This is a genomic window from Roseofilum acuticapitatum BLCC-M154 (genome assembly GCF_030068475.1).
Classification (GTDB): Bacteria; Cyanobacteriota; Cyanobacteriia; order Cyanobacteriales; family Desertifilaceae; genus Roseofilum; species Roseofilum acuticapitatum.
This window is the reverse complement of record NZ_JAQOSP010000086.1, coordinates 24,487-49,429: the sequence shown is the minus strand read 5'-3', so window position 1 is coordinate 49,429 and position 24,943 is coordinate 24,487. Positions and strand designations below refer to the sequence as shown.

Genomic DNA, 24,943 nt, shown 5'->3' with positions numbered 1-24,943 from the left:
ATAAAATGAAGATTGAGCAACAAATTCTACAAGAAGGGCTGGAAATTCTTTTCGCCCACATGGAACCCTCTGAGGTCGCCCGATTTTGGGCAGCCTGCAATCTTAGAGGCAGTGACTACCTGAAACTGAAGGATGAATTGTTTGCGGAAGAGTCCGTAGATAGTCTATATGCAAAAATTCTCGATTTCCAATCGCCAGCACAGGAAGTCTAGCGTTCTCAGTGATACATCAACATAGCAGCGATCGCTGCTATATCATGAAAGAAGCCTAACCCAAGATTGAGAGGTAGAGGATGGAAAGCATTAGCATCCAAGTGGATTCAGAAATCGCTCAAGCCTATGAAGGAAAAACCTTGATAGAGCGTCAGAAGATGCAAATCATTGTCAATGGATGGCTGAAGCAAATGATGAAGAAGCGATCGCTAGACGATATTATCGATGACATGCGATCGCAAGCACAAGAAAATGGCCTAACTCAAGAAATTTTAGACGAAATCTTGAGTGAAGATGTCTAAACTGAGATTTGTCATTGATACCAATACTAATGATTACCACAATCGCGAATAGGATAGCGGTTGATGCCAAAAATGGGCGCAAAGAATATGTTAAATACTCAATCTAGCAATTATATTGACCTTCTGCAAGACTTTCCACCTCGCCCGATTAAATCAGAGCAGGATTTACTGGCTGTGCAACAAGTGATTGATACTTTACTAGATTCTGGTGAACTCACACCGGACAAACGAGATTACCTGAATCTGTTGGGTCTTCTGGTTCATGAGTATGAAGAAAAGTATGTATTGATTCCCGACTTAAATGGGGTTGAGTTACTGAAGGCTCTGATTGATGAGTTGGGTTTGAAGCAAAAAGATTTAGTCCCAATTTTCAAAACGGAGTCCATTATTTCTGACGTTCTCAAGGGTAAACGAAAGTTGACGGTGGAACATATTGAAAAATTAGCGGATTTCTTTCAGGTGTCTCCATCGGTGTTTTTCAGGAGATCGCCAGCTCAGGAAGTCTAGCGTGTTCATGGATTGCCCCCAGAAGTAACCCAACCAGTGCAAAGGCGGATAACCGACAATCCCAAGGGCTTAATCTAAAGATACTTTAAAGGGAGGAGGGCGTGATTTCAGTTCTCCTCTAATTGTAGTAATCGAGATGTTGAAGAGCATAACTGATGAAAAACCAATCTTGGCTCAATCGAAAAACCGCGTGGAAATCCTTGGTACTCATGGTTTTAATGCTTGGCCTCACCTTTGGCAGTGCCAGCAGCGCCCTAGCTGCCAGAAGTGGGGGACGCATTGGGGGCGGCTCATTTCGCGCTCCCAGCCGCAGCTATAGCGCCCCTAGCCGCACCTATACGGGCGGTGGTTATGGGTTTGGGGGGGGATTCGGTTTTCCCTTTTTACTGCCCTTCTTCGGCTTTGGAGGTGGGTTTGGTGGGCTGTTTACGATCCTGATTTTTGTGGCGATCGCCAACTTCCTCATGCAAACCATGCGCCGTCTGGGTGATGGGGACACAGAAATGCTCACCGGTAGCTCTAATCCCACCACCTCCGTTGCCCAAGTGCAAGTCGGACTCTTAGCTGATGCGCGTAGCCTGCAAACCGACTTAGACCGAATTGCCCAAACCAGCGACCCCACCACCGGTTCTGGACGCGCCCAAATTCTGCAAGAAGCCACCCTTTCCCTGTTGCGTCATCCCGAATATTGGGTGTATGGCAGTACCGAAAGTTCTCCAGGACGCTTAGATACGGCAGAAGCGAAATTTAACCAATTCTCCATTGCCGAGCGCAGTAAGTTCACCGAAGAAACTCTATCGAATTATAATAACCAACTCAAGCAAGCTGAAAGTAAGGGCGCATTACCCGGTGATGCAACCGATGAGTTAGCACAAGCTTCTGGGGAATATATTGTGGTAACGTTAGTGGCGGCAACATTGGGTAAATTAGAACTACCCACCATTAACGGTTCCCAAGATTTACGCCGTGCCCTGAGTCAAATCGGATCGTTAGGAGAAGATAATCTCTTAGCCATTGAAGTCCTCTGGACTCCCCAAGCGAGTGGGGATACCCTCACCAGTGATGATATTTTAGCCGCTTATCCCAATTTGAAGTTGGTTTAAGGCTTGAGAAACCGGGTTTTTGTCATGGAGATCCTAAAAACCCGGTTTCTTGGGGTGGGGGAAGGGCGGTATTCAGTCTTGAGCTATCACTTGACTAATTTCTTGTAAAACTTGAAAAAGGTTCGGTTTAGGTGACGAGATCACTTTATCGGGTAAGTGCTTGTGATAAGGAAAGTCGGGTAAATCAGGAAAATGAGGGGTACTATCATAGCGAAAAACCAGATAATTCTGTTCATCCTGAAAGTGATAACGGTAATCGAGAAAATTCAATTCACTATCCGTCACGATGATCGCTTCATTCATTTCCAGAAGATGACCGGGATTAAATCGCAGTCTAATCCTGAGATTAACTCGTGTTGGTGTTAAAATTTCTTCTTCATAGCGTTCAACATAAACATTAACAGATTGTTGGACTGCTTGCTCAACGAGATCGAGATAAGCAGATAAGCGTTCATGCAGCATCGTTAATGTATTGTTCTATTTCATGACGTAGAGCTAGATAATGACGGTAGTCGTTTGCCCATTCGACCAATTGGGCATCATCTGATAATAATCCCTGACTATACTGGTAGAAAAATTCCTCAGAGTCCATATTCTTCTGATTTTCATACAAGCTTAATCGCTTGGCAACGGTAATTAGGGCATCTAAGGGGGATGTATATTGAATCGTCTGTTTACGCATTATTTCTGGATGTTGATCGTGACTGAAGGAACCTGCTGTTAATTTTAGCAAAGAGCGATCGCCCCGAAGTCAGAAACCGGGTTTTTGCCACGGATATCGCTTCAGCAGCAAAAGTGACCTAAAAACCCGGTTTCTTGGGGTGGGTCTTTTAAGCCACCGTTAATTCATAATGTAAAGCTAAAATTTCGTTCGCTTTTAATGTTGCCATTGCGTATTCACAGCCTTGGCGATCGCAAAACTCAACCAAATACTGAGGTTCTTCTGCCCGATCATATACTTCAACGATAGTTCCCACTTGTCCGGTGGGTAAACTCAGAATGGATTCATATTCTGGCTCAATTAAAGTGAGCCTTTCCCTGGAAATGGGTTCGAGCAAGGCGACTGAATCTAGAAGTTGAAAATTTTTCATGGTAGTTTCAGAAAAGCAGAAATCAAACGGGGGTTAGGGTTAGTTGAAGTGATTTCCCATATCATGCGAAGTGTGTTAGTGGGGAATTAATTTAGGCCAACTCAATACAAGGCTACAGGTAATTGGAGTCAATATTAACCCATTAAGGTTTTTCTCACTCTCTCTAGCTGCTTTTGACGAATTTCATCTTCCAATCTTGCATTGATTTCTGCCAGTTCTAAGCTAACTTCTCGAACTTCTAAACGAGTTCGACGTAGATTATTTAACAAATGTTTTGATGTTTCCGTGTTAGGGATCTGATGTTTGTTTTTCATAAGAGTTTATACCTGATATTCTTGTTGAACTTCTTGAATACTTCTTTGTAATGCTGGAATTCTTAATTGTGTTCTCTCAATTACTTTCGTGAGTAATTTTAACACATCAGAAGGAACATCCGGTTGGATTTTAGCAATTTGTAACTGGAGGGTGGACAGTTGCGAGTAAGCTGATGCGGCATCTTCTCCCGCATTCTTCATTTCGTCTAAAGCGGCAATGGTTTGCTCTGTTTCTCCAAATTGCTCAAAAACTTTTAGCTCTATAGCTAGAGATTCATCAACTATATCTAAGGCTTGCTGTTTTAATTGATTAACCAGAACAGTTATTTCAATCGGGAGTTTTGCCATTGTGAGATTGTGTTGGGTTTTGTTAATTAGGGCTTGTTTTGACCCATTTGGCGATCGCCCCCTCCCTGCTCGTCCAAAGATCGCCTCGAAGTCAGAAACCGGGTTTTTGCCACGGATATCGCTCAAGCAGCAAAAGTAACCTAAAAACCCGGTTTCTTGGGGTGGTGGAAGGGCCAGGATTTGAACGAGAAAATAACACCTGGTACAATTGAGGTTCTAACCTTTGTATTGATTAATGCAGTTTTATGGACAAAGAGTTATTTCTCAAAGAAATAGAAGAGCTTCCTGAAGCCATGTTAGAAGAGGTCTGGGATTTTTTGCGGTTTCTGAAACAAAAACGCGATCGCCACACCTTAGAAACCAGCTTGCTCAGTCAATCCTCTTTAGAAAAAGATTGGTTGAGCTTAGAGGAGGATGAAGCATGGCAGAATTTGTAAAAGGGGATGTGGTTGTTGTTCCTTTCCCTTTTTCAGATTTAACCCAAGCCAAACGCAGACCCGCTTGTGTGATAGCCACTTTAACAGGAGATGACGTAATTCTGTGTCAAATTACGAGCCAGAAAATTAGCGATCGCTATGGAATCTCTCTGGACACGGATGATTTTAGTGAGGGTGGACTCAACCAAAACAGTAATATTAGACCCAATCGCTTGTTTACAGCCGATCGCCGAATCATACTGTATCGAGCGGGTAAGCTGAAACCAGAGAAATTAAACGAGGCGATCGCCAAAATAGTGGAAATCATCCAATAGCGATCGCCTCCCTCCCTGCTCATCCAAAGATCGCCCCGAAGTCAGAAACCGGGTTTTTGCCACGGAGATTGCTGAAGCAGCAAAAGTGACCAAAAAACCCGGTTTCTTGGGGTGGGGAAGAGGATGGAAGGGACGATAATGCTCCGCATCGCTGGCGAGATCTCCTCCCTGGTTAACTGAAAATACGATTCAAGAACAAGAATTTGAGATATAATAAACACTCACAATCGTCTAGTTTCATTTTTCCATGACAGAAGTAATTTCAGAACATATTCAAATTTCTCCTGATATTTGTGGTGGAAAACCCCATATCGCTGGCCATAGAATTAGAGTTCAGGACATTGTAATTTGGCACGAACAAATGGGCATGTCTCCTGATGAAATTGTCTCCAGATATCCTTCAATTACTTTGGCAGATGTCTATGCTGCGTTAGCTTACTATCACGATCATTTTCAAGAAATTCGACAACAAATTCAACAGAGCGAACAATGGGTTCAAGAGTTGCAAGCCAAAATTCCTTCTAAAGTACAGCAAAAACTAAAGGGAATGAATCTTGGAGAAGATTAAATATCATTTAGATGAGTCAGTTGAGCGGGCGATCGCAGAAGGTTTAAGACGAAGAAGTATTGATGTGACGACAACACCAGAGGAGAATCTTTTGGGAATTACTGATGAGGAGCAACTAGCGTTTGCGATCGCCAACAATCGAGTGGTTTTTACCCAAGACGATGATTTTTTAGCCCTTCACCAACGAGGCTTAGATCATTGTGGTATTGTTTATTGCCATCAAAAGAGTCGCTCAATTGGTGAAATTGTACGAGGTTTAGTCTTAATTTGGGAGGTATTGGAGCCGTTGGACATGCAGAATCATGTAGAGTTTGTTTAGAAAGGGCGATCGCCAGAAACTGACGATATGTACCCAAATCTGTAGGGGCGTTTCATGTCGCGAAGCGAAACGGAGTTTTATCGCCCCCTCCTTTCTCATCCAAAGATCGCCCCGAAGTCAGAAACCGGGTTTTTGCCACGGATATCGCTGAAGCAGCAAAAGTGACCTAAAAACCCGGTTTCTTGGGGTGAGGGAAGGGCGATTGCCTTTCCCAGATCCCGTAGGGTACGTTAATTAACGCACCATAGAATATGGCTCTACAACCTTGTCAGTTGGGCAAATTTACCAATTTCCATTACCAAGAACTGATGGTAAAGACAACTTCGTACCATACCCTCGACCTTCACGAACTTCTACATGAGTATGAACTCCCCAATATGGACTAGACATTGGATATCCTGAACCGTTTCCATTCACATGGCCAGTTCGACCTTCCAGACCGATTAGAGCGCCGGTAGAAATGTGGGTTCCTTTGATAGACTCATTGATCGAACCTTCTTGAAGATGCCAATAGATGAAGGTTTTATTCATCTCTTTGTTATAGATGGCTATCATTCCATTGTAAATCCATTGATTGAAATCCAGAGGATTACTGACTACCTTCCCATTTTTAGCTTCTATCACTTCACCTCCTGCGAGTGCATATACATTTGCACCAAGGCCGCTCCATGAATCAATTGCTCCACCATGCTGGGAAGCAGATTGTGTGATTTGACCTGACCGACCACCATATAGACGATTCAGATATTCTGTACGACTGTTGATTGGAGTAAACTGACCCTCGCCACTATTGGGCAAATTTAGTTTCCACAGGTGGTAGGGGTTCCATGACATGGGATTGGGATGCATGTAGATCTGATTACCACCTTGACCCCCTGGATCTAAAACTTTCCCTGTCGCTTTATTGATGATCATATAAGCATCACCCACTTTTTGCAGTTTCCAGAGATGGAAAGGATTCTGCGTATTAGGGTCGGGATGAATGTAAGGTAGTGTACTACCCGCTCCACCAGCATCTAAAGCTTTCCCTGTGGCTTTGTTGATGATGATGTAATAATCTCCCACCTTCTGAAATCCCCATTGATGAAACTCATTCCCAGAATTAGGTGATGGATGAGGATAAACTGAGTTATTTTTACCACCTGAATCTAGTGCTTTGCCTGTTGCCTTGCTGATGACTGTTGAAAACTGTAACCCAGGAAAACGCTTGAGATTTTTATCTTTCAAGGATTCTCCAGGTGGTTGTTTTGGAGAACCACCAGGAAGATAAACTACTTGATCAATACGCAAACGCCGCGCAGTGGATTCATTGAAAGGATTACCCTTGTCATCTTTAATTTCCCGCCAACGATTACCATTACCTAACAAGCGTTGAGCAATTCCCCAGAGAGTGTCTCCCCTTTTAACAGTATAAGGAACGCCACCAGGAGTAGGTACAGGAGTTGGGCGATTAGCTGGTGGAGGCGTAGGTGTGGGAGTCGGAGTTGGAGTTGGTGTGGGAGTCGGGCTTGGAGTTGGCAACGATGGGGCAAGTACAGGTGGTTTACTTCCTGGATAACCCCAGATATAAGCACTCGGAACCCAGTAACTTGTTCCACGCACTCGATACCATAGCTCATCTGGGCGGTTTAACCACAAGTCAGTGACTCGACTGCCATAAGTCCAGGCATCAAAGTACAATGTTTTCTTGTAGGGTTCGTTAACAGGGCCGCGATCGCTATGAACAGGAGTATTACGAAGATTAACACCTCTTGTTGGCCCAACCCAGCCACTGAAATTGTTTGGGACAATGGGATAATTTGGATAATTCGCAGCACGTTCCGTAGCAGTAAATTGACCGTCTCCACTCCAAGGTTGTGAAAACTCAATAGCAGAATACTCGTAAACTTCTGGTTTCGTCACAGTTGCCAACTGAACGGCGGCGGCAATATTTAACAAGCCAAACCCAGTCTCATGATCGGGATTCGCTTCATGCAAATCAGTCGCTGTTTCCTTGAGAATTCGCACCACTTGCTGATAGCTTAATTCAGGATTAGCCGCCCAAACTTGGGACGCTGCCCCGGTAACTTTTGCGGTTGCTACTGAAGTCCCAGTCATGGTTCCTACACCATTACCAACGGTGGATAAGATCGGATATTCATCGGTTCCTCCAGGAGCAACCAGATTTAATCCTTCTCCATAACTGGAATAGTCTACTCGCTCGAAACCTTCAGCCACAGAGACTTCTAGATTCACTTGTTCAGCAGCACCGACGGTAAGAATATTATCGAACTTCTGAGAAGCTTGTCCCAACGCCGACATCACCCCGCCATCATTTCCGGAAGCAGCTACAATCAACACATTATTTTCACGAGCATATTCAATAGCATCCCACTCCTCTGGGGTAAACTCATAGCGAGTGGTGACATTTCCTTGGGCATCAATCTGAGTTAAATCCATACTCAAATTCACCACTGCATTCGGTTGTCCTGACTCTCGCGCTGCATCGACAAATTCAATCAAAGACTCGGCCCATTTTCCTGAACCGACGGCACGTCCTACCCACAGGGGAGCTTGGTCATTGATGCCATCGATACCGATGCCATTATTCTCGGTTGCGCCGATAATGCCGAGGATATGGGTTCCGTGTTCGTTTCCTTCGCCTTCGGACAATAGGGGATTATTGTCATTGTCGATATGGTCTTGACCCAGGGTAATGCGAGAATAGTCGATATCCGGATTATCCCCGCTAAACCCAGTGTCGATGATACCGACGAGGGGTTGGGCAGTTTGGGCAAACTCAAATTCTGGAGGAGTTTCACCAATGGGAACGATGCGTTGGGCGACATTTTCCAAGCGCTCAACCACTCGCGTGACGGCTAATTCTGCCCGCTCGGAGAAGGATTGATAGTTGGGTTGTTCTAGGGTTTCGGTTAAAGTTTCCACCTGTTGCACTAAGGTTTGCAGTTGTTCCGCTTCTTCGCTGGAAACGGGAGCATCCTGCGCGTCTTCGAGTCGCGTGGTTAAATGGTCTAACCGAGCGATGAGGTTATCGGTGGCTGAGGGTTCCTGATATTCGTCATGAATGTGTTCGGGTTCCTCAGTGTCTGGAGTTTGTGCAGTCGAGTTATCAGAAGTTTCTGTTTCCTCAGTATCTGAATTTTGCTCGTTTTGCTCGGAATTAGAGGTTTCAGCAGTCGAGTTATCAGAATTCTCGGTTTCCTCAGTGTCTGAATTTTGCTCGTTTTGCTTGGAATTAGAGGTTTCAACAGTCGAGCTATCAGAAGTGTCCGTTTCCTCAGTATCTGAATTTTGCTCGTTTTGCTTGGAATTAGAGGTCTCAGCAGTCGAGTTATCAGAAGTCTGTGTTTCCTCAGTGTCTGAATTTTGCGCGTCTTGCTCAGAGTCAGCAGAATTGTCAGTTACTTCAGTCTCTGCGGGTTGCACGGGTTGCTCGGAAGTGGGAGTTTCTGGTTCTGGAGCAGGTTCTTCAGGGGTTTCAACAGGTTCTACAACTTCAGGTTCTAGAGTTTCTACTGCGTCTTGCAAGGCTTCGGTTAAGCCTTGTACGTCCTGAATGAGGTCGCTGACTTCGGTTTCGACAGACTCAGGGGTGATGTAGGGTTTGGCGTATTCGAGTAAGGCTTGCCCAAGATCAGAATAGCGCCATTCTTTGTCGGAGGCGATCGCACTATCCAACAGCGCAGCCTTCCCTTCTGCTCCCCTGACCTGGAAAATCACATCATTGTAATCTGAGTCCGTCTTACCATCGACGCGGATATCTTCCATCACAAACGTCGAACCATCTCCCGTAACATCCGCAATTTGCCCCACATGGAACGCATCATCCGGATTCGCAGTTACCATGGAAAACAAGGGACGACCGGAACCGCCAATACTGGGATTATCCAAAACCCTCGCTACGGTTTTATTCGGAACCAGCATCACCCCAAATTCATCCCCAGAGCGCATCTTAAAGGTTTTCACCCCTAAATACTCTCCGTCATTTTGGTCGCGCTCGCCCAAGTTACCGCTAAACTTAGCCCCTTCTTCAGCATCGGAAATCACCACATGACCGAGTTCTGAATTACTCAAGGCGCGACTGGCTGCTTCTTGGATAAATTCCTCGGAACCGGCTTCAAATTCATCCATTCCCTCTAAGGAAAAGATGGCCAGTTCCCCTTGATATCCGCCCCCATCAAAGAGGAAGTCAACTCCAACTTCTCCACTTTCTCCCACGGTGAAGACTCCGGAATCAAAGGTAAAATTGGGTGGCACAATTTCTAAGGTGGGGGCGAGTTGTTCCTCTTCTTCAGGATAGTCTAGGCTTTGTTCTCCAGTGGGATGATCGTCTATGGGGTCAATCCTATCTCCTCCAGTGGTTTCGGTATCGCTCGGTTGAGAAATGCCTTCAGGAAACTCTTCTGCTGGAGTGCGGTTTGCTGACACAGTGGCCAGGAGTTGGCGATCGCCATCCGCTTCAGTATCATTAAGTTCTATACCTTCTTCGATAACCGTCTCTTTCCCCGTTACCGGTTCATTTCCCTCCGTTTCTCCAGCTTCATCTGCGTCAACTGAGGTTATATAGGCAACTTCTTCTTCCGTTTGTGGATCGAATTCCACCTCATCAACATCAGTCCCATCTATGCTCTCTCCTGTTTCCCCCTCCGTGAAGTCACCCTCAGCAGTGTAGGTCTCATCAGGAGTATCAATATCGTCACCGTCAGCAGCATTGAGGTCAATATCAAAGTCTCCATCTAAGGGGGGAATTTCGTCTCCTCCGTCTCCATCTAAACCCAAACCTGAAGGGGTAAGGATGGGTTCGAGGATGAAGGTCTGACCTGAGTTAGGGTTGGTTTCAGGGGCTTTAGGAGAGGTGAGATTCAGTAATTTCCGTAGTTTCTGTAAGAAGCTCATCGTGGTAAATTCACCCAAATGGTGAAGAACAGTAAAGGATGTGTAGAGTGGCTTGCGTGAAACCCTCTATAGGGTTCTCGTTTTTTTGCCCCTGTTTTTATGCCACTCGCAACAATTCTTTACATCACCTCTGGGATGGATTAGGCTCAAGAGGCTTCTTTCACCAGAACATAGGGTTGGACAATCAGAGCCTCAAACTGCTGATCTTCGGTATGCTCCCAATGGTTTAATTGTTCAAGGGTGGGTTTGGTAATCAGTTGTTCGCCAATCCAGCGCTGTACAGAGGTGACTTCATCGGTGGCGATCGCCACTCCCACATCGACTAAATTTAATCCTGGATTGACTACAACCACATTATCCCTAGCAATATGGGGCTTGAGCCATTGCCATTGTGCCCGATCTACTTCTTGCGTAAGGCGTTCCCTAATGTCTTCCATGTTTGAGATTATGATCTGTAATTCTGCACCCGCCCATTCTACCGCCCTAAGTCATGCAGTGCATGGATCTCATCCCGACAGACTTCAGTTACTCGCTGTAATTCCTCTCTTTTAGTCGTTTTTGGCGGATCGATTAAGGAACCTATACGGACAGTCACTGGGACAGCACGGGGGATCGGAGTCTCTTTAACGAGGATTTTTTCCGTACCCCATAAACTCACGGGCAAAAGGGGAGCTTGAGCTTTAGCCGCAATCATGGCTGCACCTAATTTAGGGGAAGTAATGCGGCCGTCTTTAGTGCGAGTGCCTTGTAAAAATAAGCCGGTTGCCCAACCTTGTTCTAGAGCGGATAGGGCATTGCGAATAGCGCTGCGATCGGCGGATGCTCGTTCAACAGGATAGGCTCCATATAAGCGGATGGCTTGTTTTAAGACTGGGACTTCAAAGAGTTCTTCTTTAGCCATAAAAGCGACCGGTCGCCGCACACAGTTGGAGACAATGGGCGGATCGAAATGACTGGCATGGTTACTCACCACCACTAAGGGCCCCTCTTGGGGCACATTTTCAGCACCGTAAATCCGACCTTGGAAATACACATGCAGCATGGGACTGACCACAGACCACTTGAAGAGGTGGTAAAGAACAAGACTTTCCAAGGGTTCGCGGTTTTGAGTCATGGCTTTAGGGTTTGATTTTGGTTAATCGATCTAATCTGAGCTGATGGTAGGGACTGAGCAGAGCTTGCCAGGCTAGTAATACCACACCGAGGGTTCCTAGTGCGGTTCCAGAGGCGATCGCAAACACAATGATAATCTGATAGCGCACCGCATCTAAAGGGTTGGCTCCGGCCAAAATTTGACCGGTCATCATCCCCGGTAAGCTCACCAGTCCCATCACCATCATGGAGTTAATCATGGGAATCATCCCCCGACGGACAGCTTGTTGCACTTCCCCATGGGTAGCTTCCCATCGAGTTGCTCCTAAGCTCAAGAGGGTTTCAATTTTGCCCTGATTGCTTACTAAACTCTCCATGAACTGCTCTAATCCTAATGAAACCCCATTTAAAGCATTTCCTAGAATCATACCCAATAGGGGGATGAAATACTGGGGATCGTACCAGGGATCGACTTGAATCACTGCCAGGATAGAGAATTGGGTAACGAAGAACGCAGCTACTAAAACAGACAGGAAGGAGCGCCAATAGATGCCCACAAACCGCCGCGAAGTGCGATTCACGCCTGAGATTCCGGCGATGCTGGTCATTAGGACTGCTAGGATGATAATGGCGATCGGATTGGATAAGGAAAAGAGCCAGTTGAGAACATATCCAATTAACAAGAGTTGCACGACCATTCGAGTGGTGGCAATCACCAAAGTTTTTTCTAATCCTAAGCGCAAACCCACCGACAATCCCAGATTAATTAGAATTAACAGGGATGCAGCGATCAATTGACTCACACTAATAGAGATATAGCTCATAGATATCCCTTTTTACCATTTCATCATCGGTAATGGGTTGAGGGGGTTTCGTTTAAATTCTTCTTGGGTTAAGCGGAGCAAGTTCGCATGAAAACCCAGGTTAGGAAAAGTTTTTAAGACTTGCTGAATATAAACTTTGGGTAATCCAAAAGAGCGCAAGCCTTGAGTAACATCTACCCAATCTCCTCTTCTAAAGACTTCCACTAAACGAGACTCAGATTTAGGAACTGGGGTAAATTTATGGTGCAGATCGATCATCTGGGTGATTTCTGTCGTCCACTCTTCCTTACCCTGATTTTTCAGGTAAGTTTTGGCTAATTCAATTGATGGGGGTAAATAGTCTACGGTATCATTCGGCCAAATGCCTAGATCGTGAAAACAACCGGCAATAATGAGCTTTTCGCGATCGTTATCTTGGCATTGATGAAAAATAAAGCAGAAGTTCAGGACTCGATAGACATGATTTTTGTAGGGTTTATATTGACTGCCGATCGCGGATTTCCATTCTTCGAGGATGGATTCTAATAAGGGAATGTGGGTTTCAATCATACTAGATATACTCCTAATGGATGCACTAAAAGTTTTTCATAGCTCGTTGAATTTGCCGTTGATCGTCCCGGCGTTTAATATCTTCCCGCTTGTCATGGAGTTTTTTGCCTCGACCTAAACCAACGGCGACTTTTACCCATCCTGATTTTAAATAGAGTTTGAGGGGAATTAAGGTTAACCCTTTTTGTTCGACTTTGCCGATGAGTTTGCGAATTTCTTCTTTGTGCAATAAGAGTCGGCGGGTGCGTAAGGGGTCATGGTTAAAGTAATTTCCTGTGGTTTTATGGGGGGAAATATGTACATTCAATAAGAGGGCTTCTTGATTGCGGATTAAGACATAGCCATCCCGCAGGTTAACCCGTCCTTCGCGAATGGATTTGACTTCTGTTCCTAGCAGTTCAACTCCTGCTTCATAGGTTTCTAGGATTTCATATAAGTATCTCGCTTGCCGGTTATCACTTAATATTTTATGTCCACTGCTGATTTTAGTCATGTTTTTTTCTCAATATATTAGTATTTTTCAACTTATCGATCCCCCTAAATCCCCCTTAGAAAGGGGGACTTTTTCTAGTGCCCCCTGCTTTCTATGGGGGACTTTTTCTAGTGCCCCCCTTTCTAAGGGGGACTTTTTCTAGTGCCCCCCTCTTTCTAAGGGGGACTTTTTCTAGTGCCCCCCTTTCTAAGGGGGGTTGGGGGGATCGAGATTAAAATGGCTAGACTTTCTTTTCATTCAACGACAATACACCATTCATAGAGATCGTAGGTAACACAATGATTAAGAATTAAGGGATCTTGTTTGACGATCGCCTCGGCTTCTTGCCAAGATGGGGCTTCAAAGATTAACATGCCACCGCCTCGTCTGTGCCAATATCCACTCCGGGCTTTATGTCCTTTGTCTATGAGGTCTTGAACAAAGGCTTTATGGGCAGGAACATATTGATCGAAGGTCGTTTTATCAACAATTCCGGATTCGATTTTGGCAAACCAAGGCATGATCGAAGAAGGGTTATGATTTGGGTGATTCTTTCTTTATTGTAGCGATGAATAGGACAATACAGCGTTTTTTTGTGGCTCTGGTGGTTCCTTCTCCACTTCAGGAAGAGATCGAGCAGATCAAGCAGGAGTTTGGCGATCGCTACCAGAAATGTAAAGTTTTGTTAAAACACTGGACATTCCCCAAAACCGTATCGTAGACTACAGAAAGATAAGGATAAATCGTTCATCTTAATTCGTTTGTCGAGTAAGACGGAAGTAAGGAGAAATCCTGAAGGAACGCGCCTCTGTTAACGATGAAACAAAGCGAGTTTGATTATCTTAGGAGGCGAAAGCTATGGAACTTCGTTATCGCGGACTGACTTACGACTACAATCCCCCCGTAGTTGAAATGGGTGATGAAAAGATTGGTGGAACCTATCGCGGTTTAGAATGGCGTTTCCGCAATATGAGGAAAGCGCCCGTCATGCAAACCAATCTGGATCTGAAATATCGTGGACTGAGCTATCATGTCGGCAGTGAAGTGGAAGCACCCCAAGCTGTTCCAGAGGCTGCACCGGTTACTCCAATGGTGGCTGCTGTAGCATCGGTGGCTGAATCTGTAACGGAAAAAGCTAGAGCGTTGATGATTTCTCGCGATCGCAGCATTAAAACCCGTCAACAAGCTATGCTCGGCCGTTTGGCTACAGAAGTGGGTTTAACTGCCGATCCTGGAAAATATTGGAGCCGCATTCAAGGCAAAATTCAACCCACCTTCCGGGTAAACTATGAGCATCATGTAGGTTCCTACAGCTAAAAGGAACCCGTGGATTAGTTAACTCCTAGTTGGTATACAATCAGTCTTAATATCCCTCCATCACCTGGAGGGATATTTTTATGTCTTAAATCCAAGTTTAGATATAAGATCCGATATCTTCGCCACAGCGATCGGCGAGGAAACAGAGACAACGGAAGCGTAAACTCATGAGTTCATCGTAGAGGGGATTGAGTTTGCATAGGGGGGGGATATGGGCAATGGTGTGCCCAAAGAGTTTGATATCCCGTGCAAAGGGGCATTGAGCGGGGATGAGTTTGACGATTAATCGAGCTACGTCTGGGCGATTGATCTCTAGAGTATTTAACCATTGACGAATGGGATAGAGTAAATCCCAGTGTATGGGAGAGCTGAAGGTAATCTGACTAATTTTAATTAACATAAATCCTCACTCCTTGTGGCGAGATACATTAGGGCGTGGTGCATGAGAATGCGGTTGTTTTAGTCTTTTGTTGGCCATAGATATAGCCATTTAGAATCGGTTCTAAGGTTGTGGATGAATTCAGGCTGGGGATAGTTCCTTCCGGATCAAAAAAAAAGTTTAAGGGGGAACTATTGATGAGTTTAATCGCAGGTTAAGGGAATCGGTTTTTGATGTGGACAATGGTTAACCTGTCACAGGGGTAGGTGGCTGGGTCATGTTGTTTGAATGAAATAGTGCCTTCTCTAAGCTTTAATCGTAAATTGGGCGAGAAGGATGATATTGTTACAATTATTTAATTATTGCAATATAAACTGATATTTTTTGATATTTCTTTGATTAACATTCAGATTGTCTCTGAATAAATAATAGGGTTAAGAATTCAGGCTTTCAGAATTGATTTTGCTGAAAAAAAACTGGGGATCGAGATTACTGGGTAGATGAAGCCGCCTTAGAGAAAAGTTCAAGGTTCATCAGGAACGGAAAGAGGCGCGTAACTGCGCCAGGATGAGAACCGGGTATCAAAATAGAATAGAGCTATTAGAATTAGGTAAGATATCCTACGATCGCCGATACTCATGAATCCGATTTACTGGCTCACCGAGATCCAAGATCGACACCGCTTATCGGTGGGCGATCGCGTTTGGAATTTAAGCCAACTGCTGCAACAAGGCTATCCAGTCTTGCCGGGTTTGGCGATCCCCAATGAGATCCGACAGCAATTTTTAAATGCTCTTGAGTGGTCTTATCCCATTTTGGGGCAAAAGTCCGATGGTAGGCTTTCAGAGGTTTTCCAGGAAACTCTAGAGGATCGGGATCTTCAACTACGCCAAATGACTCAAAGGATTCGAGAGCAAATTCTGAGTACCCCCCTCAATTGGCCAGGGTATAACAGGGTAGTGGAGGCGATCGCCACCTGGGAAGGAGATTTTGTTCTCTGTCGTCCCTCTTTGAGTCTACCTAAACCGTCTAAACCCCAGGGTTATAGGGGCTTATCTGGCTTATGGACGGCTTGGGGATCGCCTAAAAATCCTGATGCTTTAGCCCAGACGATTAAACAAATTTGGGCGGAAACTTTCCGCAATAAATACTTGCTCTACTGGCAATATAAAGGGATCTCGTTACATCAGATTAGGCTGGGTATTCTGATTCAACCGTTGCACAATGAAGTGATGAGTGGGGCGATCGCCACTCAAGATCGTGAAATTGAAATAGAAGCAACCTGGGGATTGGGGTATCTGCTCAATGAACCTCAAGTGAGTAGCGATCGCTATCAGATGAATCTTGAACCTGACCAGATCGAGGAGAAACATTTGGGAAATAAGCGCATCGCTTATCAGCTCTGTGGTGAATCCTCAAGCTTGCCTTTGAATTCTCCCCTGTTCAAGGGTAAGGAGGGTTCCCTTTGTGCCTATATTCTCGATGCCTCCCTGGTGGATCAACCCTGTTTAAACGAAGCACAAATCCAATGTTTAGGCGATCGCGCCCTCTCCTTGAAAAATCAGTGGTCTGATGAATTTCGCCTAGAGTGGATCGGCATACCTGACTTAAATTGGTGGATTACAGATGTTATTCCTTTAAATGACAAAAAACCCTCTTTACTGCCCCATAAGGGTATAGGAGCTTCTCCAGGGGTGGCTATGGCTCCGGTTTTAGTCTTACCAGATCGGCTGGAATCCATGTCCCTAAGTCCAGGGAAAATTATGGTTAAAGGTGCGATCGCCCCCCAAGATACCTGGATTTTAAAAGAAGCGGCGGGTTTAATTACGGAGGAGGGTGGAATCACCAGCCATGGAGCGATCGTAGCTAGAGAATTAGGCATTCCGGCGATCGTGGGAGTCGAACAAGCCACTCACCACCTGTTGAGCGGAGAGACGATCCGAATGAACGGTGAAACGGGAGAGATTAGTTTAGGGGCGAGCGATGATTCATCTGACCCCATTCAAGTTACGGTGGGGGCGCAAAATTTTGCGCCCCTACATGCAACACAGCTCTGGATTAATCTCTCTCAACCCCATTCCATCTACCCTTCAGACTCAGAGGTGGATGGAGTCGGTTTAATCCGCTCTGAATTATGGGCCGCCAGACTCTTTCCAGGAATTCAATGGTGGAGAGATGTGGATCGGTTTACCTCCGAATGGTTGAAGCATCTACAAGAGTTAGCCGAGAGTTTTTATCCCCGTCCCATTTATTATCGTGCCTTTGACTCTTTTGCGCCTTCTCCTGTGCGGGGAATCGTAGCCTGTGAGGTCAACGAGCAAAGATCGGCCTTATTGGATTTAGAATTAACGGTGCTGGAAAAACTACATCGCCAGGGCTATCAAAATCTTCATTTAATGTTACCTTTTGTGCGAACGGTAGATGATGCGATCGCCATTCGCAAGCGGGTCGATCGACGGCAGTTATCGCGGATGGAACTGTGGATCATGGTGGAGGTTCCTGGGGTACTCTGGCAAATTTCCGAGTATATCAACCTGGGGATTGATGGTTTGAGTGTGGGAACCAATGACTTAATTCCCTTGTTGTTTGGTCTAGAGCGTCAGCAGTGGGAAGCGAATAAACGGGGTTTGAATGCTCTGCATCCGGTGGTTTTAAAGGCTTTGGAGCAGTGCATTACTGAAGCGCGAGCTGGGGGAATTCAGTCTAGTGTTTGCGGTCAAGCAGTGGTGAATCATCCAGCGTTAATTGAGCATTTAGTGCGTTGGGGAATTACTTCGATTTCTGTGGAGATGCCTGCGGTGGATCGGGTGCGAAGGGCGATCGCCCGTGGGGAGCAGCAGTTGATTTTAGAGGCAGCTCGGAGTCAATTAAAAATTAAAAATTAAAAATTAAAAATTAGCGGGGGTTTTCCCTTTTAATGGTAAGGAAGATTGGGGAACAATGGTTATGAAATTTGTGGATGAATATCGGGATGCTGAGTTGGCGCAGAAGATGGCAGGGGCGATCGCCGAAATCACCACCCAACCTTGGACAATTATGGAGATTTGCGGCGGTCAAACCCACTCCATTATTAAGTATGGCATCGATCAACTGTTGCCGGAGGAGATTACCCTGATTCATGGGCCGGGATGTCCCGTTTGTGTGACTCCCATAACGCTGATCGATCGGGCGATCGCGATCGCCTCCCATCCCCAAACCATACTCTGTTCCTTTGGCGATATGCTGCGCGTTCCCGGAACCGAAAAAGACCTACTGAGCATGAAAGCCTCTGGTGCAGATGTACGGATTGTTTATTCTCCCCTAGACTGTCTCAAAATTGCCCAAGCCAATCCCGAATCTGAAATCGTCTTCTTTGGCGTGGGCTTTGAAACCACCGCCCCCGCCACCGCCATGGCCGTGTATCAAGCCAAACAACAACAGATTCACAACTTCTCCCTCCTCGCCTCCCATGTGCGCGTTCCCCCAGCCATGGAAGCCATTCTCTCCTCCCCCCAATCTCAGGTACAGGGATTTCTCGCAGCCGGTCATGTTTGCACCATTATGGGCTATACCGAGTATGAACCCTTAGTCAAAAAATACCAAATTCCCATCGTCGTCACCGGATTTGAACCCCTAGACATTTTTCAAGGATTATATCGCTGCATCCAACAGTTAGAAAAGAAAACAGAACCCCTATCTGTCGATAATCAATATAGTCGTTCCGTCCGTCGGGAAGGCAATCTAGGGGCGCAAAATCTGATCGATCAAGTGTTTGAAATCATTCCTCGCACCTGGCGCGGGATTGGGGAAATTCCTGAGAGTGGATTAGGACTGCGGGCAGAATATTCTCCTTGGGATGCTCAAAAGCGCTTTGCCGACTGGCTCGATCCCCATCCCCCTGTACTGACAACTGAATGTATCAGTGGTGAAATCATGCAAGGCGTAAAGAAACCCCATGATTGCCCTGCATTTGGCACACGCTGCACCCCAGAACATCCCCTCGGTGCGCCCATGGTTTCCTCAGAAGGCGCTTGTGCTGCCTACTATCGCTATCGAGGAAAATAGAATTAATAATCAGTAGGCAGGCAAAGAAACCCGGTTTCTTGAAGAAACCGGGTTTCTACCTCTGCGAGTTTCCAGATACAGCGCAACGCGCTGTATTATAGTGGATTCAAATAGCATTGAGACATTTCTGTAGGGGCGAGCGGCCGCTCGCCCCTACAACCATGTCCCATCCTTAATTAAAACAACTATAACTATCAAGTTCCTATGCTGATTTTCTTTATCCATGGTGTCGCCACGCGGAATGTTCAATACGCTGATGCACTCAAAAAATCCCTCAAACAAGCCAGTCAAAAATTAAACCAATCTGCCCCCATCTTTTATGCCAGCTTTTGGGGCAATGCCCTCAGCGATATGCAACAAGTTTGGAATTATATCGATCAAGATTTACAAATCCTGAAACGCGAAAATCCTCAAATTGAGATTAAGGACTCTCTGCGCTATCGCAGTTTTAGAGAAGACTTTCTCTCCCAATTTGCCGGAGATTTATTTACCTATCTGAATCCCCAAAGAGGGCTACAAATTCGTCAAACCCTAGCCCAGCAACTCATTGAATTTCTCAAAGAGAATCCCACAGAAGATGAACTGCACATCATTTGCCATTCCCTAGGCACAGTCATCTTATGGGATATTTTATTTTCTGACCGGTTTACCAACAATGATCCGGCCCATACCATCCGCAGAATCATCCGTCATCTATCAGAAAATCCCACTCGAAGAACGGTCAACCTGAAAACCATTACGACCATGGGATCGCCGATTCTATTCTTAAATACTATGTTAGCCGTCAACCCTCAATCGGTGAAAGACTTTTCCAAAAAACAAGGGAATTCAGGTCTAAAATGGCTCAATCTCATCGCTTCTTCTGATTTAATTGCCTATCCTTTAAAATCGAGTTTCGAGTTAACGCCAACAGATAACTTAAAAGTCCAAGATATTTACGTTGAGACCGATATTAATATGGTTGCCATGGCTGCACGCTCTTTAGGTCAAGATATGGCATCCATGGCTTTAGAGTCCGGTAAAGCTCATGAAGGATATTTTCATTCTCCTAGAGTTGCCGAACTCATTTTAGATCATATTCACTACAAGACCATCGAGACCATTGTCGGCCAATCCTCTCTCAATTTAGTGATTGAGAGATTAAAGGCGGTCAAAGGAATGACTGAGGATAAACTGAAACTACACATTAATGATGAACCTAAACTTAAGCTCACTTTATCCGATGGGAGCGGTGTTGTGTTCCATGTGGTGAATGCGGCCAAAGTTCACCATGTTTATCTCTTTGATCGTCAAAATATATGTCAGTTTGCCGGGTATGTGGGATGGCTCGACACCAAGTATTTAGAGGCGTGTATTGAGTCAATTCAAACCCAATGGTGTGATGCCCTTTAGTTGAGTCGTATGGTGACCGCACGAACAATGAGGCAATAGAGGAGTGCGAGCATCTTGCTCGCTGTTATGTTCCCTAGCGAGCGAGACGCTCGCACTCCAGAAAACCTATTGTCCTATTTTAGCTGAAACAGTCCAGTAGGGTTCGTTAGCGCAAGCACAGGGTACTAATTACATTACTAACTACCGCACATTCATGTCTGCGAAGGTGTAAAATAATAACCAACCACCAACCACCAGGGTAAAGATATGATAGTCTATCGACAAAACTCCCCAGAACTGAAGGCCGCCTTCAAAAGGGAAGTCGATCGCAAAGTAGACCAGCGCCGCGAAACAGTCAGAGAGGCTATGGGTAACGGATTCTTTGGAATGATCGGAGAGACATTCTATGAATTCCAACAGTTTGGTAAGGATTTCAAAGGCTTCATGGGGGAAAGCCAAATCTCAACGAGATTAGCAAAACTACCTAATACCTGGGGAATTTTCCAAAACACAATCATCCCCGGAACTTCAGGCAAACCAACCGAAATTGATATCCTCCTCATTGGGCCTGGTGGCATCTTCATCATTGAGGTCAAGAACTGGAAAGGCTCCTACAGTGCTTACCGGGACAACTGGAAACGCCGGGACGGGGAAAAGTGGATCGCCATGTCCAACAGTCCCACATCGCAAAACCTTTACCATAAGGACAGCTTTCAAAAATGGCTCTACAAACAACTTGAGTCAGGGCCCTACCCTAGAATATCTGCCCCCGTCATCTTCCCCTCTGCTCGATGGATTGGGACAACCGATTGCTCGGTTCCAGTCCTAACCCACCCGGAAGAATTACTCGATCTGATCGTCAACAGTAAACCCTGTCTCACCCAGGAGCAGTGCCGAGATATTATAAACAAGGTTGCCAACTGCACAGTTGATCGGATCTCAATTCCGAAACCGGTTTTGAGAAAAAAAACTGGCTCTGGGGATCTGCTAGAAGCAGAAATCATAGAACCGTTAGACAGTAAGGAGTCTGTACAAACCCAGAATCTCAGATCCGCAGAGATCTCTAGAGATCTGCACAGATCCACAAAAGAGAACAACCAGCAGGAGAAGAAAGCCTGGAGATCGACAAGTAAAACTCCTTGGGAAGAACACGCATCAAGGGCATCTGCAAAGATACATGAAGAGCTGATAGAAAACTTCTCCAAGCTTGACAAAATCATGACCGAAAGAAGGGAAGCAGCGATCGCCCACTTTGCCAAAAGAGAGCAAGAGTTTAAAGAATCCGTCGCTAAACTTGACAGAGATCGGCATGAAAAGAGACAACAGATAATATCCCACTTTGCTCAGAAAGATAAGGGCCCCTCTCTACCCGGTGACAGATAGAAGCAAGAAACCCGTTCAAGTCCTAATTCATTAACCTATAGTGCGTGCGTGTATGTCAGCCGAAATTATTTGTGTGGGCACAGAGTTGCTCCTCGGAGATATTCTTAATCGGAATGCCCAGTTTTTAGCCCAAGAGTTGGCACAGTTGGGGATTCCCCACTACTATCAAACGGTGGTGGGGGATAATGTGGAGCGCCTGAAACAGGCGATCGCCGCCGCCCTCGATCGAAAGACAGAAATTATACTCTTCACCGGAGGACTCGGCCCCACCCCCGACGACCTCACCGGCGAAACCATTGCCTCCTTCTTCCAAACCCCCCTAGTCGAGCGCCCCGAAGTCCTAGCCGATATCGAAGCCAAATATGCCCAACGGGGACGCACCATGAACCCCAGCAACCGCAAACAAGCCCTCAGTCCAGAAGGAGCCATGATTTTACCCAACCCCAGTGGAACCGCTCCGGGCATTATCTGGCATCCACGCCCCAATTTAACCCTAATGACGTTTCCTGGAGTTCCCAGCGAAATGCATCGCATGTGGAAAGAAACAGCCGTTCCCTATCTCAAACAGCAAGGATGGGGAGAAACCATGATTTATAGCCGCACCCTCAAGTTTTGGGGCATTGGGGAGTCTGCCCTAGTGGAAAAAATCCCGCAAGTCTTTGACTATAAAAACCCTACAGTAGCGCCCTATGCCGGTAAAGGATTGGTGAAGTTGCGGATTTCCACCCGCGTCAGTTCTGAAACCGAAGCCCAAGCCCTGATTAATCCTGTAGAAGACCATATTCGGGCAATTGCGGGAGAATACTGCTTTGGAGTCGATGACCAAACCTTAGCCGATGTAGTGGGCAAATTATTGCTAGAGGGGGGACAAACCTTAGCCGTCGCCGAATCTTGCACCGGGGGCGGTTTAGGAGCAGCTATTACCTCTGTGCCGGGCAGTTCCGCCTATTTTAGGGGGGGAGTCATCGCCTATGAGAATCAGGTCAAGGTGAGCCTGTTAGGGGTGAATCCGGAGGATTTAGAAGCCTATGGTGCAGTGAGCGATCGCGTCGCCGAACAAATGGCAAAGGGCATTCAACAGCAATTAAACACCGATTGGGCCCTCAGTATCACCGGCATTGCCGGGCCCGGTGGCGGTACAGAGGAGAAACCCGTCGGCTTAGTTTACATCGGATTAGCCTCACCCAACGGGGAAGTCAAAAGCTATCGCCAGCAGTTAGGCAGTATCTTAGATCGCTCCACCCTACGGGACTTCAGTCAATCTTGGGCCTTAGATCATCTGCGGAAACACTTACACAAAGCTTAAACTTTTGAAAACTCACAGCGACAAAGGTTGCCGATCTGCGATCATTCGTTATGATCGAAGAAAGGATTAAGCCTTTGATTGACTAACCCAGCTTAAATGTACTGGGCTAAAGTTCAGCGAAAGGAGCTTCATACTGAATGGACTATATCGACGAAATCTGGGAAAAAATCAAAGAATTGGCTCGTAAACTGATTGAAGCCCTCTTAGGGCCCGATGTCCAGCCTGAACCTGAGCCGATTCCGATTCCCGTTAATGACCGCGAATACAGACGCTAAAAAGTTCTATCAACTGAGGATATTAAAACTTGTTCAACGTTTTGGTATTGCATGGCCCTAATCTGAATCTATTGGGGCTGCGAGAACCAGGAATCTATGGCTCGACCACTCTAGCCCAGATTAACCAGCAATTGAAAGAGGATGGCAAAACCCTTCAAGCGGAAGTAACCCCCCTTCAATCCAATCATGAGGGCGTATTGGTTGATGCCATACATGAGGCGGTGAATCGCTATGAAGGCATTGTCATTAATGCCGGAGCCTACACCCATACCAGTGTAGCCCTCAGAGATGCGATCGCCGCCGTTTCCCTTCCTACCGTCGAAGTTCACCTCAGCAACATTTATCGTCGCGAACCCTTCCGCCACCACTCCTATTTAGCACCCGTGGTTGTCGGGCAAATTAGCGGTTTCGGCCCAGAAAGCTACCGCCTAGGGTTACAAGCCCTAGTCTCTCATCTTCAGCTAAAAGCTATCAACCCATAGCTTTTAGCTTTTTAATCACAAGTCTTTCTTGGGCTTCGACTTCTTCTTTGCTAACGGTAAAAATCGGTCTAGAGCAGCCTTGAGTTGATCCAGTTCTTCCTCAATATTGCCCTCACGAGCCGCTCGACCAATACATTCGGTCAAATGTTCATCTAAAATAATTCGAGAAACGCGATCGATTGCCCCCCGGACTGCTGCCAGTTGGATCAGCACATCAGGACAGGGGGTACTTTGTTGTACCATACTCTTAATCCCCCTCACATGGCCCTCAATTCGCGAGAGCTGATTGACAATTTGCCGCAAGGATTCTTCACTATGAACATGGGGGTGTAGGGTATTCGGTTCATGGGGATGGTGATGATGGGGCAAAGATTGAGGATCGTTTGGAGATGGGGAGTGGGTCATTGGATAAAAGTTAATCTTGTCAGTCGCAAGAATTTTGAGCATTATATTAATTGTAGAACAAATTTACACTTATGACTCCTGAAGATATTAATGAAGTGTTAGATGAATTATTTTCAGACCAGATCTCTGAAGTCAGTCGAGGTTCTTGGAAAATCGATCGGGGGAATTTACGATTATTGGTACTGCTCTCCGACGATGAATCTTGGGTGATGGCGTTAGCACCTATAGCCCCCGTTCAAGAAGCCAAACCCTTTTTTGAAGACCTATTAGAGGCTAATTTTGAATTTACCCAAGAAACTCGCTACTCGATCAGTGAAGGAGTGATCTGGATAACTTATCGCCACCAGCTAGAAGATTTAAAACAAGAAACCTTTGCGGAAATGATTGGCCGCTTAAATCGCTTGCAAGAAGAAGGATTAACCCCTTATTTCCAAGCCAAATTAGACCGACAGTTGCGGATGATTGTGGAAGTCTCAAAAGCCCAAGGACAAACCCTAGAAGGAACTCTACAAACCCTACATCGATTTTATGAAGAAGGAATGATGGGCGAGTTATCGCAAAATGCCCAAGAACGGGAGCAAGTTTTAGCCGCTTGGAAACGGCAACTAGAGCGACTCTGGCCAGAGGTATAAC

Annotated in this window: 32 protein-coding genes and 1 riboswitch; of the genes, 18 read left to right on the top strand and 14 right to left on the bottom strand. The window is 45.9% G+C overall.

The window, feature by feature from the left end:
• Positions 1-5 precede the first annotated feature (5 nt).
• The 4 genes from PMG71_RS12640 (at position 6) to PMG71_RS12625 (ending at position 2,124) form a co-directional block, all read left to right on the top strand.
• Positions 6-212 (top strand): hypothetical protein, encoded by a 207-nt coding sequence (locus PMG71_RS12640; RefSeq protein ID WP_283754053.1) that lies wholly within the window; start codon positions 6-8, stop codon positions 210-212.
• A gap of 80 nt (positions 213-292) precedes the next feature.
• A complete protein-coding gene (locus tag PMG71_RS12635; RefSeq protein WP_283754052.1) occupies positions 293-514 on the top strand; it encodes a hypothetical protein in 222 nt (73 codons plus the stop codon).
• 87 nt (positions 515-601) lie between these two features.
• Positions 602-1,021, top strand: coding sequence for a helix-turn-helix domain-containing protein (locus PMG71_RS12630; protein ID WP_283754051.1), 420 nt, complete (start codon positions 602-604; stop codon positions 1,019-1,021).
• A gap of 155 nt (positions 1,022-1,176) precedes the next feature.
• Positions 1,177-2,124, top strand: coding sequence for a DUF1517 domain-containing protein (locus PMG71_RS12625; protein ID WP_283754050.1), 948 nt, complete (start codon positions 1,177-1,179; stop codon positions 2,122-2,124).
• Between the two features lie 72 nt (positions 2,125-2,196).
• On the opposite strand, the gene tumE is transcribed toward PMG71_RS12625, so the two are convergent.
• The 5 genes from tumE to PMG71_RS12600 form a co-directional block, all read right to left on the bottom strand.
• Positions 2,197-2,586 carry a toxin TumE gene (tumE, locus tag PMG71_RS12620; RefSeq protein WP_283754049.1) on the bottom strand — a complete coding sequence of 130 codons (390 nt, stop codon included), beginning with the start codon at positions 2,584-2,586 and terminating at the stop codon, positions 2,197-2,199.
• Positions 2,576-2,806, bottom strand: a complete 231-nt coding sequence (gene tumA / locus PMG71_RS12615; protein ID WP_347179278.1) for an antitoxin TumA — start codon at positions 2,804-2,806, stop codon at positions 2,576-2,578. The genes tumE and tumA overlap by 11 nt, the downstream gene beginning before the upstream one ends.
• A gap of 148 nt (positions 2,807-2,954) precedes the next feature.
• Positions 2,955-3,215, bottom strand: a complete 261-nt coding sequence (locus tag PMG71_RS12610; protein WP_283754047.1) for a DUF4926 domain-containing protein — start codon at positions 3,213-3,215, stop codon at positions 2,955-2,957.
• Positions 3,216-3,349: 134 nt separating this feature from the next.
• Positions 3,350-3,529 (bottom strand): hypothetical protein, encoded by a 180-nt coding sequence (locus PMG71_RS12605; RefSeq protein WP_283754046.1) that lies wholly within the window; start codon positions 3,527-3,529, stop codon positions 3,350-3,352.
• Between the two features lie 6 nt (positions 3,530-3,535).
• Positions 3,536-4,003 (bottom strand): hypothetical protein, encoded by a 468-nt coding sequence (locus PMG71_RS12600; protein ID WP_283754045.1) that lies wholly within the window; start codon positions 4,001-4,003, stop codon positions 3,536-3,538.
• Positions 4,004-4,122: 119 nt separating this feature from the next.
• On the opposite strand from PMG71_RS12600, the gene PMG71_RS12595 reads away from it, so the two are divergent.
• The 4 genes from PMG71_RS12595 to PMG71_RS12580 all read left to right on the top strand — a co-directional run bounded on the left by PMG71_RS12595 (position 4,123) and on the right by PMG71_RS12580 (position 5,515).
• Positions 4,123-4,314 (top strand): DUF2281 domain-containing protein, encoded by a 192-nt coding sequence (locus tag PMG71_RS12595; protein ID WP_283754044.1) that lies wholly within the window; start codon positions 4,123-4,125, stop codon positions 4,312-4,314.
• Positions 4,299-4,628: a type II toxin-antitoxin system PemK/MazF family toxin gene (locus PMG71_RS12590; protein WP_283754043.1), complete on the top strand. Its 330-nt coding sequence runs from the start codon at positions 4,299-4,301 to the stop codon at positions 4,626-4,628. The genes PMG71_RS12595 and PMG71_RS12590 overlap by 16 nt, the downstream gene beginning before the upstream one ends.
• A 247-nt stretch (positions 4,629-4,875) precedes the next feature.
• The gene (locus PMG71_RS12585; RefSeq protein ID WP_283754042.1) at positions 4,876-5,196 is read left to right on the top strand and encodes a DUF433 domain-containing protein; all 321 of its coding nucleotides are present in this window, start codon (positions 4,876-4,878) and stop codon (positions 5,194-5,196) included.
• Entirely contained in the window at positions 5,180-5,515 is a 336-nt protein-coding gene (locus PMG71_RS12580; protein ID WP_347179277.1) for a DUF5615 family PIN-like protein, read from the top strand. Before PMG71_RS12585 ends, PMG71_RS12580 begins: the two co-directional genes overlap by 17 nt.
• A gap of 282 nt (positions 5,516-5,797) precedes the next feature.
• Here PMG71_RS12580 and PMG71_RS12575 read toward each other — a convergent pair whose 3' ends face one another.
• The 7 genes from PMG71_RS12575 to PMG71_RS12545 all read right to left on the bottom strand — a co-directional run bounded on the left by PMG71_RS12575 (position 5,798) and on the right by PMG71_RS12545 (position 13,869).
• Positions 5,798-10,411 (bottom strand): S8 family serine peptidase, encoded by a 4,614-nt coding sequence (locus PMG71_RS12575; RefSeq protein WP_283754040.1) that lies wholly within the window; start codon positions 10,409-10,411, stop codon positions 5,798-5,800.
• Positions 10,412-10,557: 146 nt separating this feature from the next.
• Positions 10,558-10,848 (bottom strand): DUF2288 domain-containing protein, encoded by a 291-nt coding sequence (locus tag PMG71_RS12570; RefSeq protein ID WP_283754039.1) that lies wholly within the window; start codon positions 10,846-10,848, stop codon positions 10,558-10,560.
• 38 nt (positions 10,849-10,886) lie between these two features.
• Positions 10,887-11,525 (bottom strand): lysophospholipid acyltransferase family protein, encoded by a 639-nt coding sequence (locus PMG71_RS12565; protein ID WP_283754038.1) that lies wholly within the window; start codon positions 11,523-11,525, stop codon positions 10,887-10,889.
• 4 nt (positions 11,526-11,529) lie between these two features.
• Positions 11,530-12,333: an ABC transporter permease gene (locus tag PMG71_RS12560; protein WP_347179276.1), complete on the bottom strand. Its 804-nt coding sequence runs from the start codon at positions 12,331-12,333 to the stop codon at positions 11,530-11,532.
• A gap of 6 nt (positions 12,334-12,339) precedes the next feature.
• Positions 12,340-12,876 (bottom strand): HD domain-containing protein, encoded by a 537-nt coding sequence (locus PMG71_RS12555; RefSeq protein WP_283754036.1) that lies wholly within the window; start codon positions 12,874-12,876, stop codon positions 12,340-12,342.
• A gap of 25 nt (positions 12,877-12,901) precedes the next feature.
• A complete protein-coding gene (smpB, locus tag PMG71_RS12550; RefSeq protein WP_283754035.1) occupies positions 12,902-13,369 on the bottom strand; it encodes an SsrA-binding protein SmpB in 468 nt (155 codons plus the stop codon).
• A 233-nt stretch (positions 13,370-13,602) separates the two neighbouring features.
• On the bottom strand, positions 13,603-13,869 hold the full coding sequence (locus tag PMG71_RS12545; RefSeq protein WP_283754034.1) for a YciI family protein: 267 nt from the start codon (positions 13,867-13,869) through the stop codon (positions 13,603-13,605).
• Positions 13,870-13,916: 47 nt separating this feature from the next.
• Between PMG71_RS12545 and PMG71_RS12540 the strand changes: the two genes are divergently transcribed.
• Together PMG71_RS12540 and gifA are read left to right on the top strand one after the other, a co-directional pair.
• Positions 13,917-14,069 carry a hypothetical protein gene (locus tag PMG71_RS12540; protein WP_283754033.1) on the top strand — a complete coding sequence of 51 codons (153 nt, stop codon included), beginning with the start codon at positions 13,917-13,919 and terminating at the stop codon, positions 14,067-14,069.
• Between the two features lie 21 nt (positions 14,070-14,090).
• A riboswitch (Glutamine riboswitch) is annotated at positions 14,091-14,155 on the top strand.
• Positions 14,156-14,206: 51 nt separating this feature from the next.
• Positions 14,207-14,665 (top strand): glutamine synthetase inactivation factor IF7A, encoded by a 459-nt coding sequence (gifA, locus tag PMG71_RS12535; protein WP_283754032.1) that lies wholly within the window; start codon positions 14,207-14,209, stop codon positions 14,663-14,665.
• Positions 14,666-14,762: 97 nt separating this feature from the next.
• On the opposite strand, the gene PMG71_RS12530 is transcribed toward gifA, so the two are convergent.
• Complete coding sequence (locus PMG71_RS12530) at positions 14,763-15,065, bottom strand: Mo-dependent nitrogenase C-terminal domain-containing protein (RefSeq protein WP_283754031.1); 303 nt, start codon at positions 15,063-15,065, stop codon at positions 14,763-14,765.
• 617 nt (positions 15,066-15,682) lie between these two features.
• Between PMG71_RS12530 and PMG71_RS12525 the strand changes: the two genes are divergently transcribed.
• The 7 genes from PMG71_RS12525 to aroQ all read left to right on the top strand — a co-directional run bounded on the left by PMG71_RS12525 (position 15,683) and on the right by aroQ (position 23,905).
• Positions 15,683-17,929 (top strand): putative PEP-binding protein, encoded by a 2,247-nt coding sequence (locus PMG71_RS12525; protein ID WP_283754030.1) that lies wholly within the window; start codon positions 15,683-15,685, stop codon positions 17,927-17,929.
• A 61-nt stretch (positions 17,930-17,990) separates the two neighbouring features.
• Complete coding sequence (gene hypD / locus PMG71_RS12520; RefSeq protein WP_347179275.1) at positions 17,991-19,088, top strand: hydrogenase formation protein HypD; 1,098 nt, start codon at positions 17,991-17,993, stop codon at positions 19,086-19,088.
• Between the two features lie 204 nt (positions 19,089-19,292).
• Positions 19,293-20,480, top strand: coding sequence for a hypothetical protein (locus tag PMG71_RS12515; protein WP_283754028.1), 1,188 nt, complete (start codon positions 19,293-19,295; stop codon positions 20,478-20,480).
• Between the two features lie 345 nt (positions 20,481-20,825).
• Complete coding sequence (locus PMG71_RS12510; protein ID WP_283754027.1) at positions 20,826-21,842, top strand: nuclease-related domain-containing protein; 1,017 nt, start codon at positions 20,826-20,828, stop codon at positions 21,840-21,842.
• 52 nt (positions 21,843-21,894) lie between these two features.
• Complete coding sequence (locus PMG71_RS12505; RefSeq protein ID WP_283754026.1) at positions 21,895-23,148, top strand: competence/damage-inducible protein A; 1,254 nt, start codon at positions 21,895-21,897, stop codon at positions 23,146-23,148.
• A 137-nt stretch (positions 23,149-23,285) separates the two neighbouring features.
• Entirely contained in the window at positions 23,286-23,423 is a 138-nt protein-coding gene (locus PMG71_RS12500) for a hypothetical protein (protein ID WP_283754025.1), read from the top strand.
• Positions 23,424-23,452: 29 nt separating this feature from the next.
• A complete protein-coding gene (aroQ, locus tag PMG71_RS12495; protein WP_283754024.1) occupies positions 23,453-23,905 on the top strand; it encodes a type II 3-dehydroquinate dehydratase in 453 nt (150 codons plus the stop codon).
• Between the two features lie 15 nt (positions 23,906-23,920).
• On the opposite strand, the gene PMG71_RS12490 is transcribed toward aroQ, so the two are convergent.
• Positions 23,921-24,310, bottom strand: coding sequence for a metal-sensing transcriptional repressor (locus tag PMG71_RS12490; RefSeq protein WP_283754023.1), 390 nt, complete (start codon positions 24,308-24,310; stop codon positions 23,921-23,923).
• Positions 24,311-24,381: 71 nt separating this feature from the next.
• Here PMG71_RS12490 and PMG71_RS12485 point away from each other — a divergent pair, with 71 nt between their 5' ends.
• On the top strand, positions 24,382-24,942 hold the full coding sequence (locus PMG71_RS12485) for a type III secretion system chaperone family protein (protein ID WP_283754022.1): 561 nt from the start codon (positions 24,382-24,384) through the stop codon (positions 24,940-24,942).
• Position 24,943 lies beyond the last annotated feature (1 nt).

Coding starts and splice junctions, on each gene's coding strand:
- smpB (WP_283754035.1), bottom strand. CDS start 13,369: ATGACTAAAATCAGCAGTGGACATAAAATATTAAGTGATAACCGGCAA.
- tumE (WP_283754049.1), bottom strand. CDS start 2,586: ATGCTGCATGAACGCTTATCTGCTTATCTCGATCTCGTTGAGCAAGCA.
- PMG71_RS12625 (WP_283754050.1), top strand. CDS start 1,177: ATGAAAAACCAATCTTGGCTCAATCGAAAAACCGCGTGGAAATCCTTG.
- PMG71_RS12605 (WP_283754046.1), bottom strand. CDS start 3,529: ATGAAAAACAAACATCAGATCCCTAACACGGAAACATCAAAACATTTG.
- PMG71_RS12500 (WP_283754025.1), top strand. CDS start 23,286: ATGGACTATATCGACGAAATCTGGGAAAAAATCAAAGAATTGGCTCGT.
- hypD (WP_347179275.1), top strand. CDS start 17,991: ATGAAATTTGTGGATGAATATCGGGATGCTGAGTTGGCGCAGAAGATG.
- PMG71_RS12630 (WP_283754051.1), top strand. CDS start 602: ATGTTAAATACTCAATCTAGCAATTATATTGACCTTCTGCAAGACTTT.
- PMG71_RS12540 (WP_283754033.1), top strand. CDS start 13,917: ATGAATAGGACAATACAGCGTTTTTTTGTGGCTCTGGTGGTTCCTTCT.
- tumA (WP_347179278.1), bottom strand. CDS start 2,806: ATGCGTAAACAGACGATTCAATATACATCCCCCTTAGATGCCCTAATT.
- PMG71_RS12570 (WP_283754039.1), bottom strand. CDS start 10,848: ATGGAAGACATTAGGGAACGCCTTACGCAAGAAGTAGATCGGGCACAA.
- gifA (WP_283754032.1), top strand. CDS start 14,207: ATGGAACTTCGTTATCGCGGACTGACTTACGACTACAATCCCCCCGTA.
- PMG71_RS12575 (WP_283754040.1), bottom strand. CDS start 10,411: ATGAGCTTCTTACAGAAACTACGGAAATTACTGAATCTCACCTCTCCT.
- PMG71_RS12515 (WP_283754028.1), top strand. CDS start 19,293: ATGCTGATTTTCTTTATCCATGGTGTCGCCACGCGGAATGTTCAATAC.
- PMG71_RS12525 (WP_283754030.1), top strand. CDS start 15,683: ATGAATCCGATTTACTGGCTCACCGAGATCCAAGATCGACACCGCTTA.
- PMG71_RS12545 (WP_283754034.1), bottom strand. CDS start 13,869: ATGCCTTGGTTTGCCAAAATCGAATCCGGAATTGTTGATAAAACGACC.
- PMG71_RS12565 (WP_283754038.1), bottom strand. CDS start 11,525: ATGACTCAAAACCGCGAACCCTTGGAAAGTCTTGTTCTTTACCACCTC.
- PMG71_RS12490 (WP_283754023.1), bottom strand. CDS start 24,310: ATGACCCACTCCCCATCTCCAAACGATCCTCAATCTTTGCCCCATCAT.
- PMG71_RS12485 (WP_283754022.1), top strand. CDS start 24,382: ATGACTCCTGAAGATATTAATGAAGTGTTAGATGAATTATTTTCAGAC.
- PMG71_RS12595 (WP_283754044.1), top strand. CDS start 4,123: ATGGACAAAGAGTTATTTCTCAAAGAAATAGAAGAGCTTCCTGAAGCC.
- PMG71_RS12530 (WP_283754031.1), bottom strand. CDS start 15,065: ATGTTAATTAAAATTAGTCAGATTACCTTCAGCTCTCCCATACACTGG.
- PMG71_RS12610 (WP_283754047.1), bottom strand. CDS start 3,215: ATGAAAAATTTTCAACTTCTAGATTCAGTCGCCTTGCTCGAACCCATT.
- PMG71_RS12635 (WP_283754052.1), top strand. CDS start 293: ATGGAAAGCATTAGCATCCAAGTGGATTCAGAAATCGCTCAAGCCTAT.
- PMG71_RS12505 (WP_283754026.1), top strand. CDS start 21,895: ATGTCAGCCGAAATTATTTGTGTGGGCACAGAGTTGCTCCTCGGAGAT.
- PMG71_RS12585 (WP_283754042.1), top strand. CDS start 4,876: ATGACAGAAGTAATTTCAGAACATATTCAAATTTCTCCTGATATTTGT.
- PMG71_RS12510 (WP_283754027.1), top strand. CDS start 20,826: ATGGGTAACGGATTCTTTGGAATGATCGGAGAGACATTCTATGAATTC.
- PMG71_RS12590 (WP_283754043.1), top strand. CDS start 4,299: ATGGCAGAATTTGTAAAAGGGGATGTGGTTGTTGTTCCTTTCCCTTTT.
- PMG71_RS12555 (WP_283754036.1), bottom strand. CDS start 12,876: ATGATTGAAACCCACATTCCCTTATTAGAATCCATCCTCGAAGAATGG.
- PMG71_RS12640 (WP_283754053.1), top strand. CDS start 6: ATGAAGATTGAGCAACAAATTCTACAAGAAGGGCTGGAAATTCTTTTC.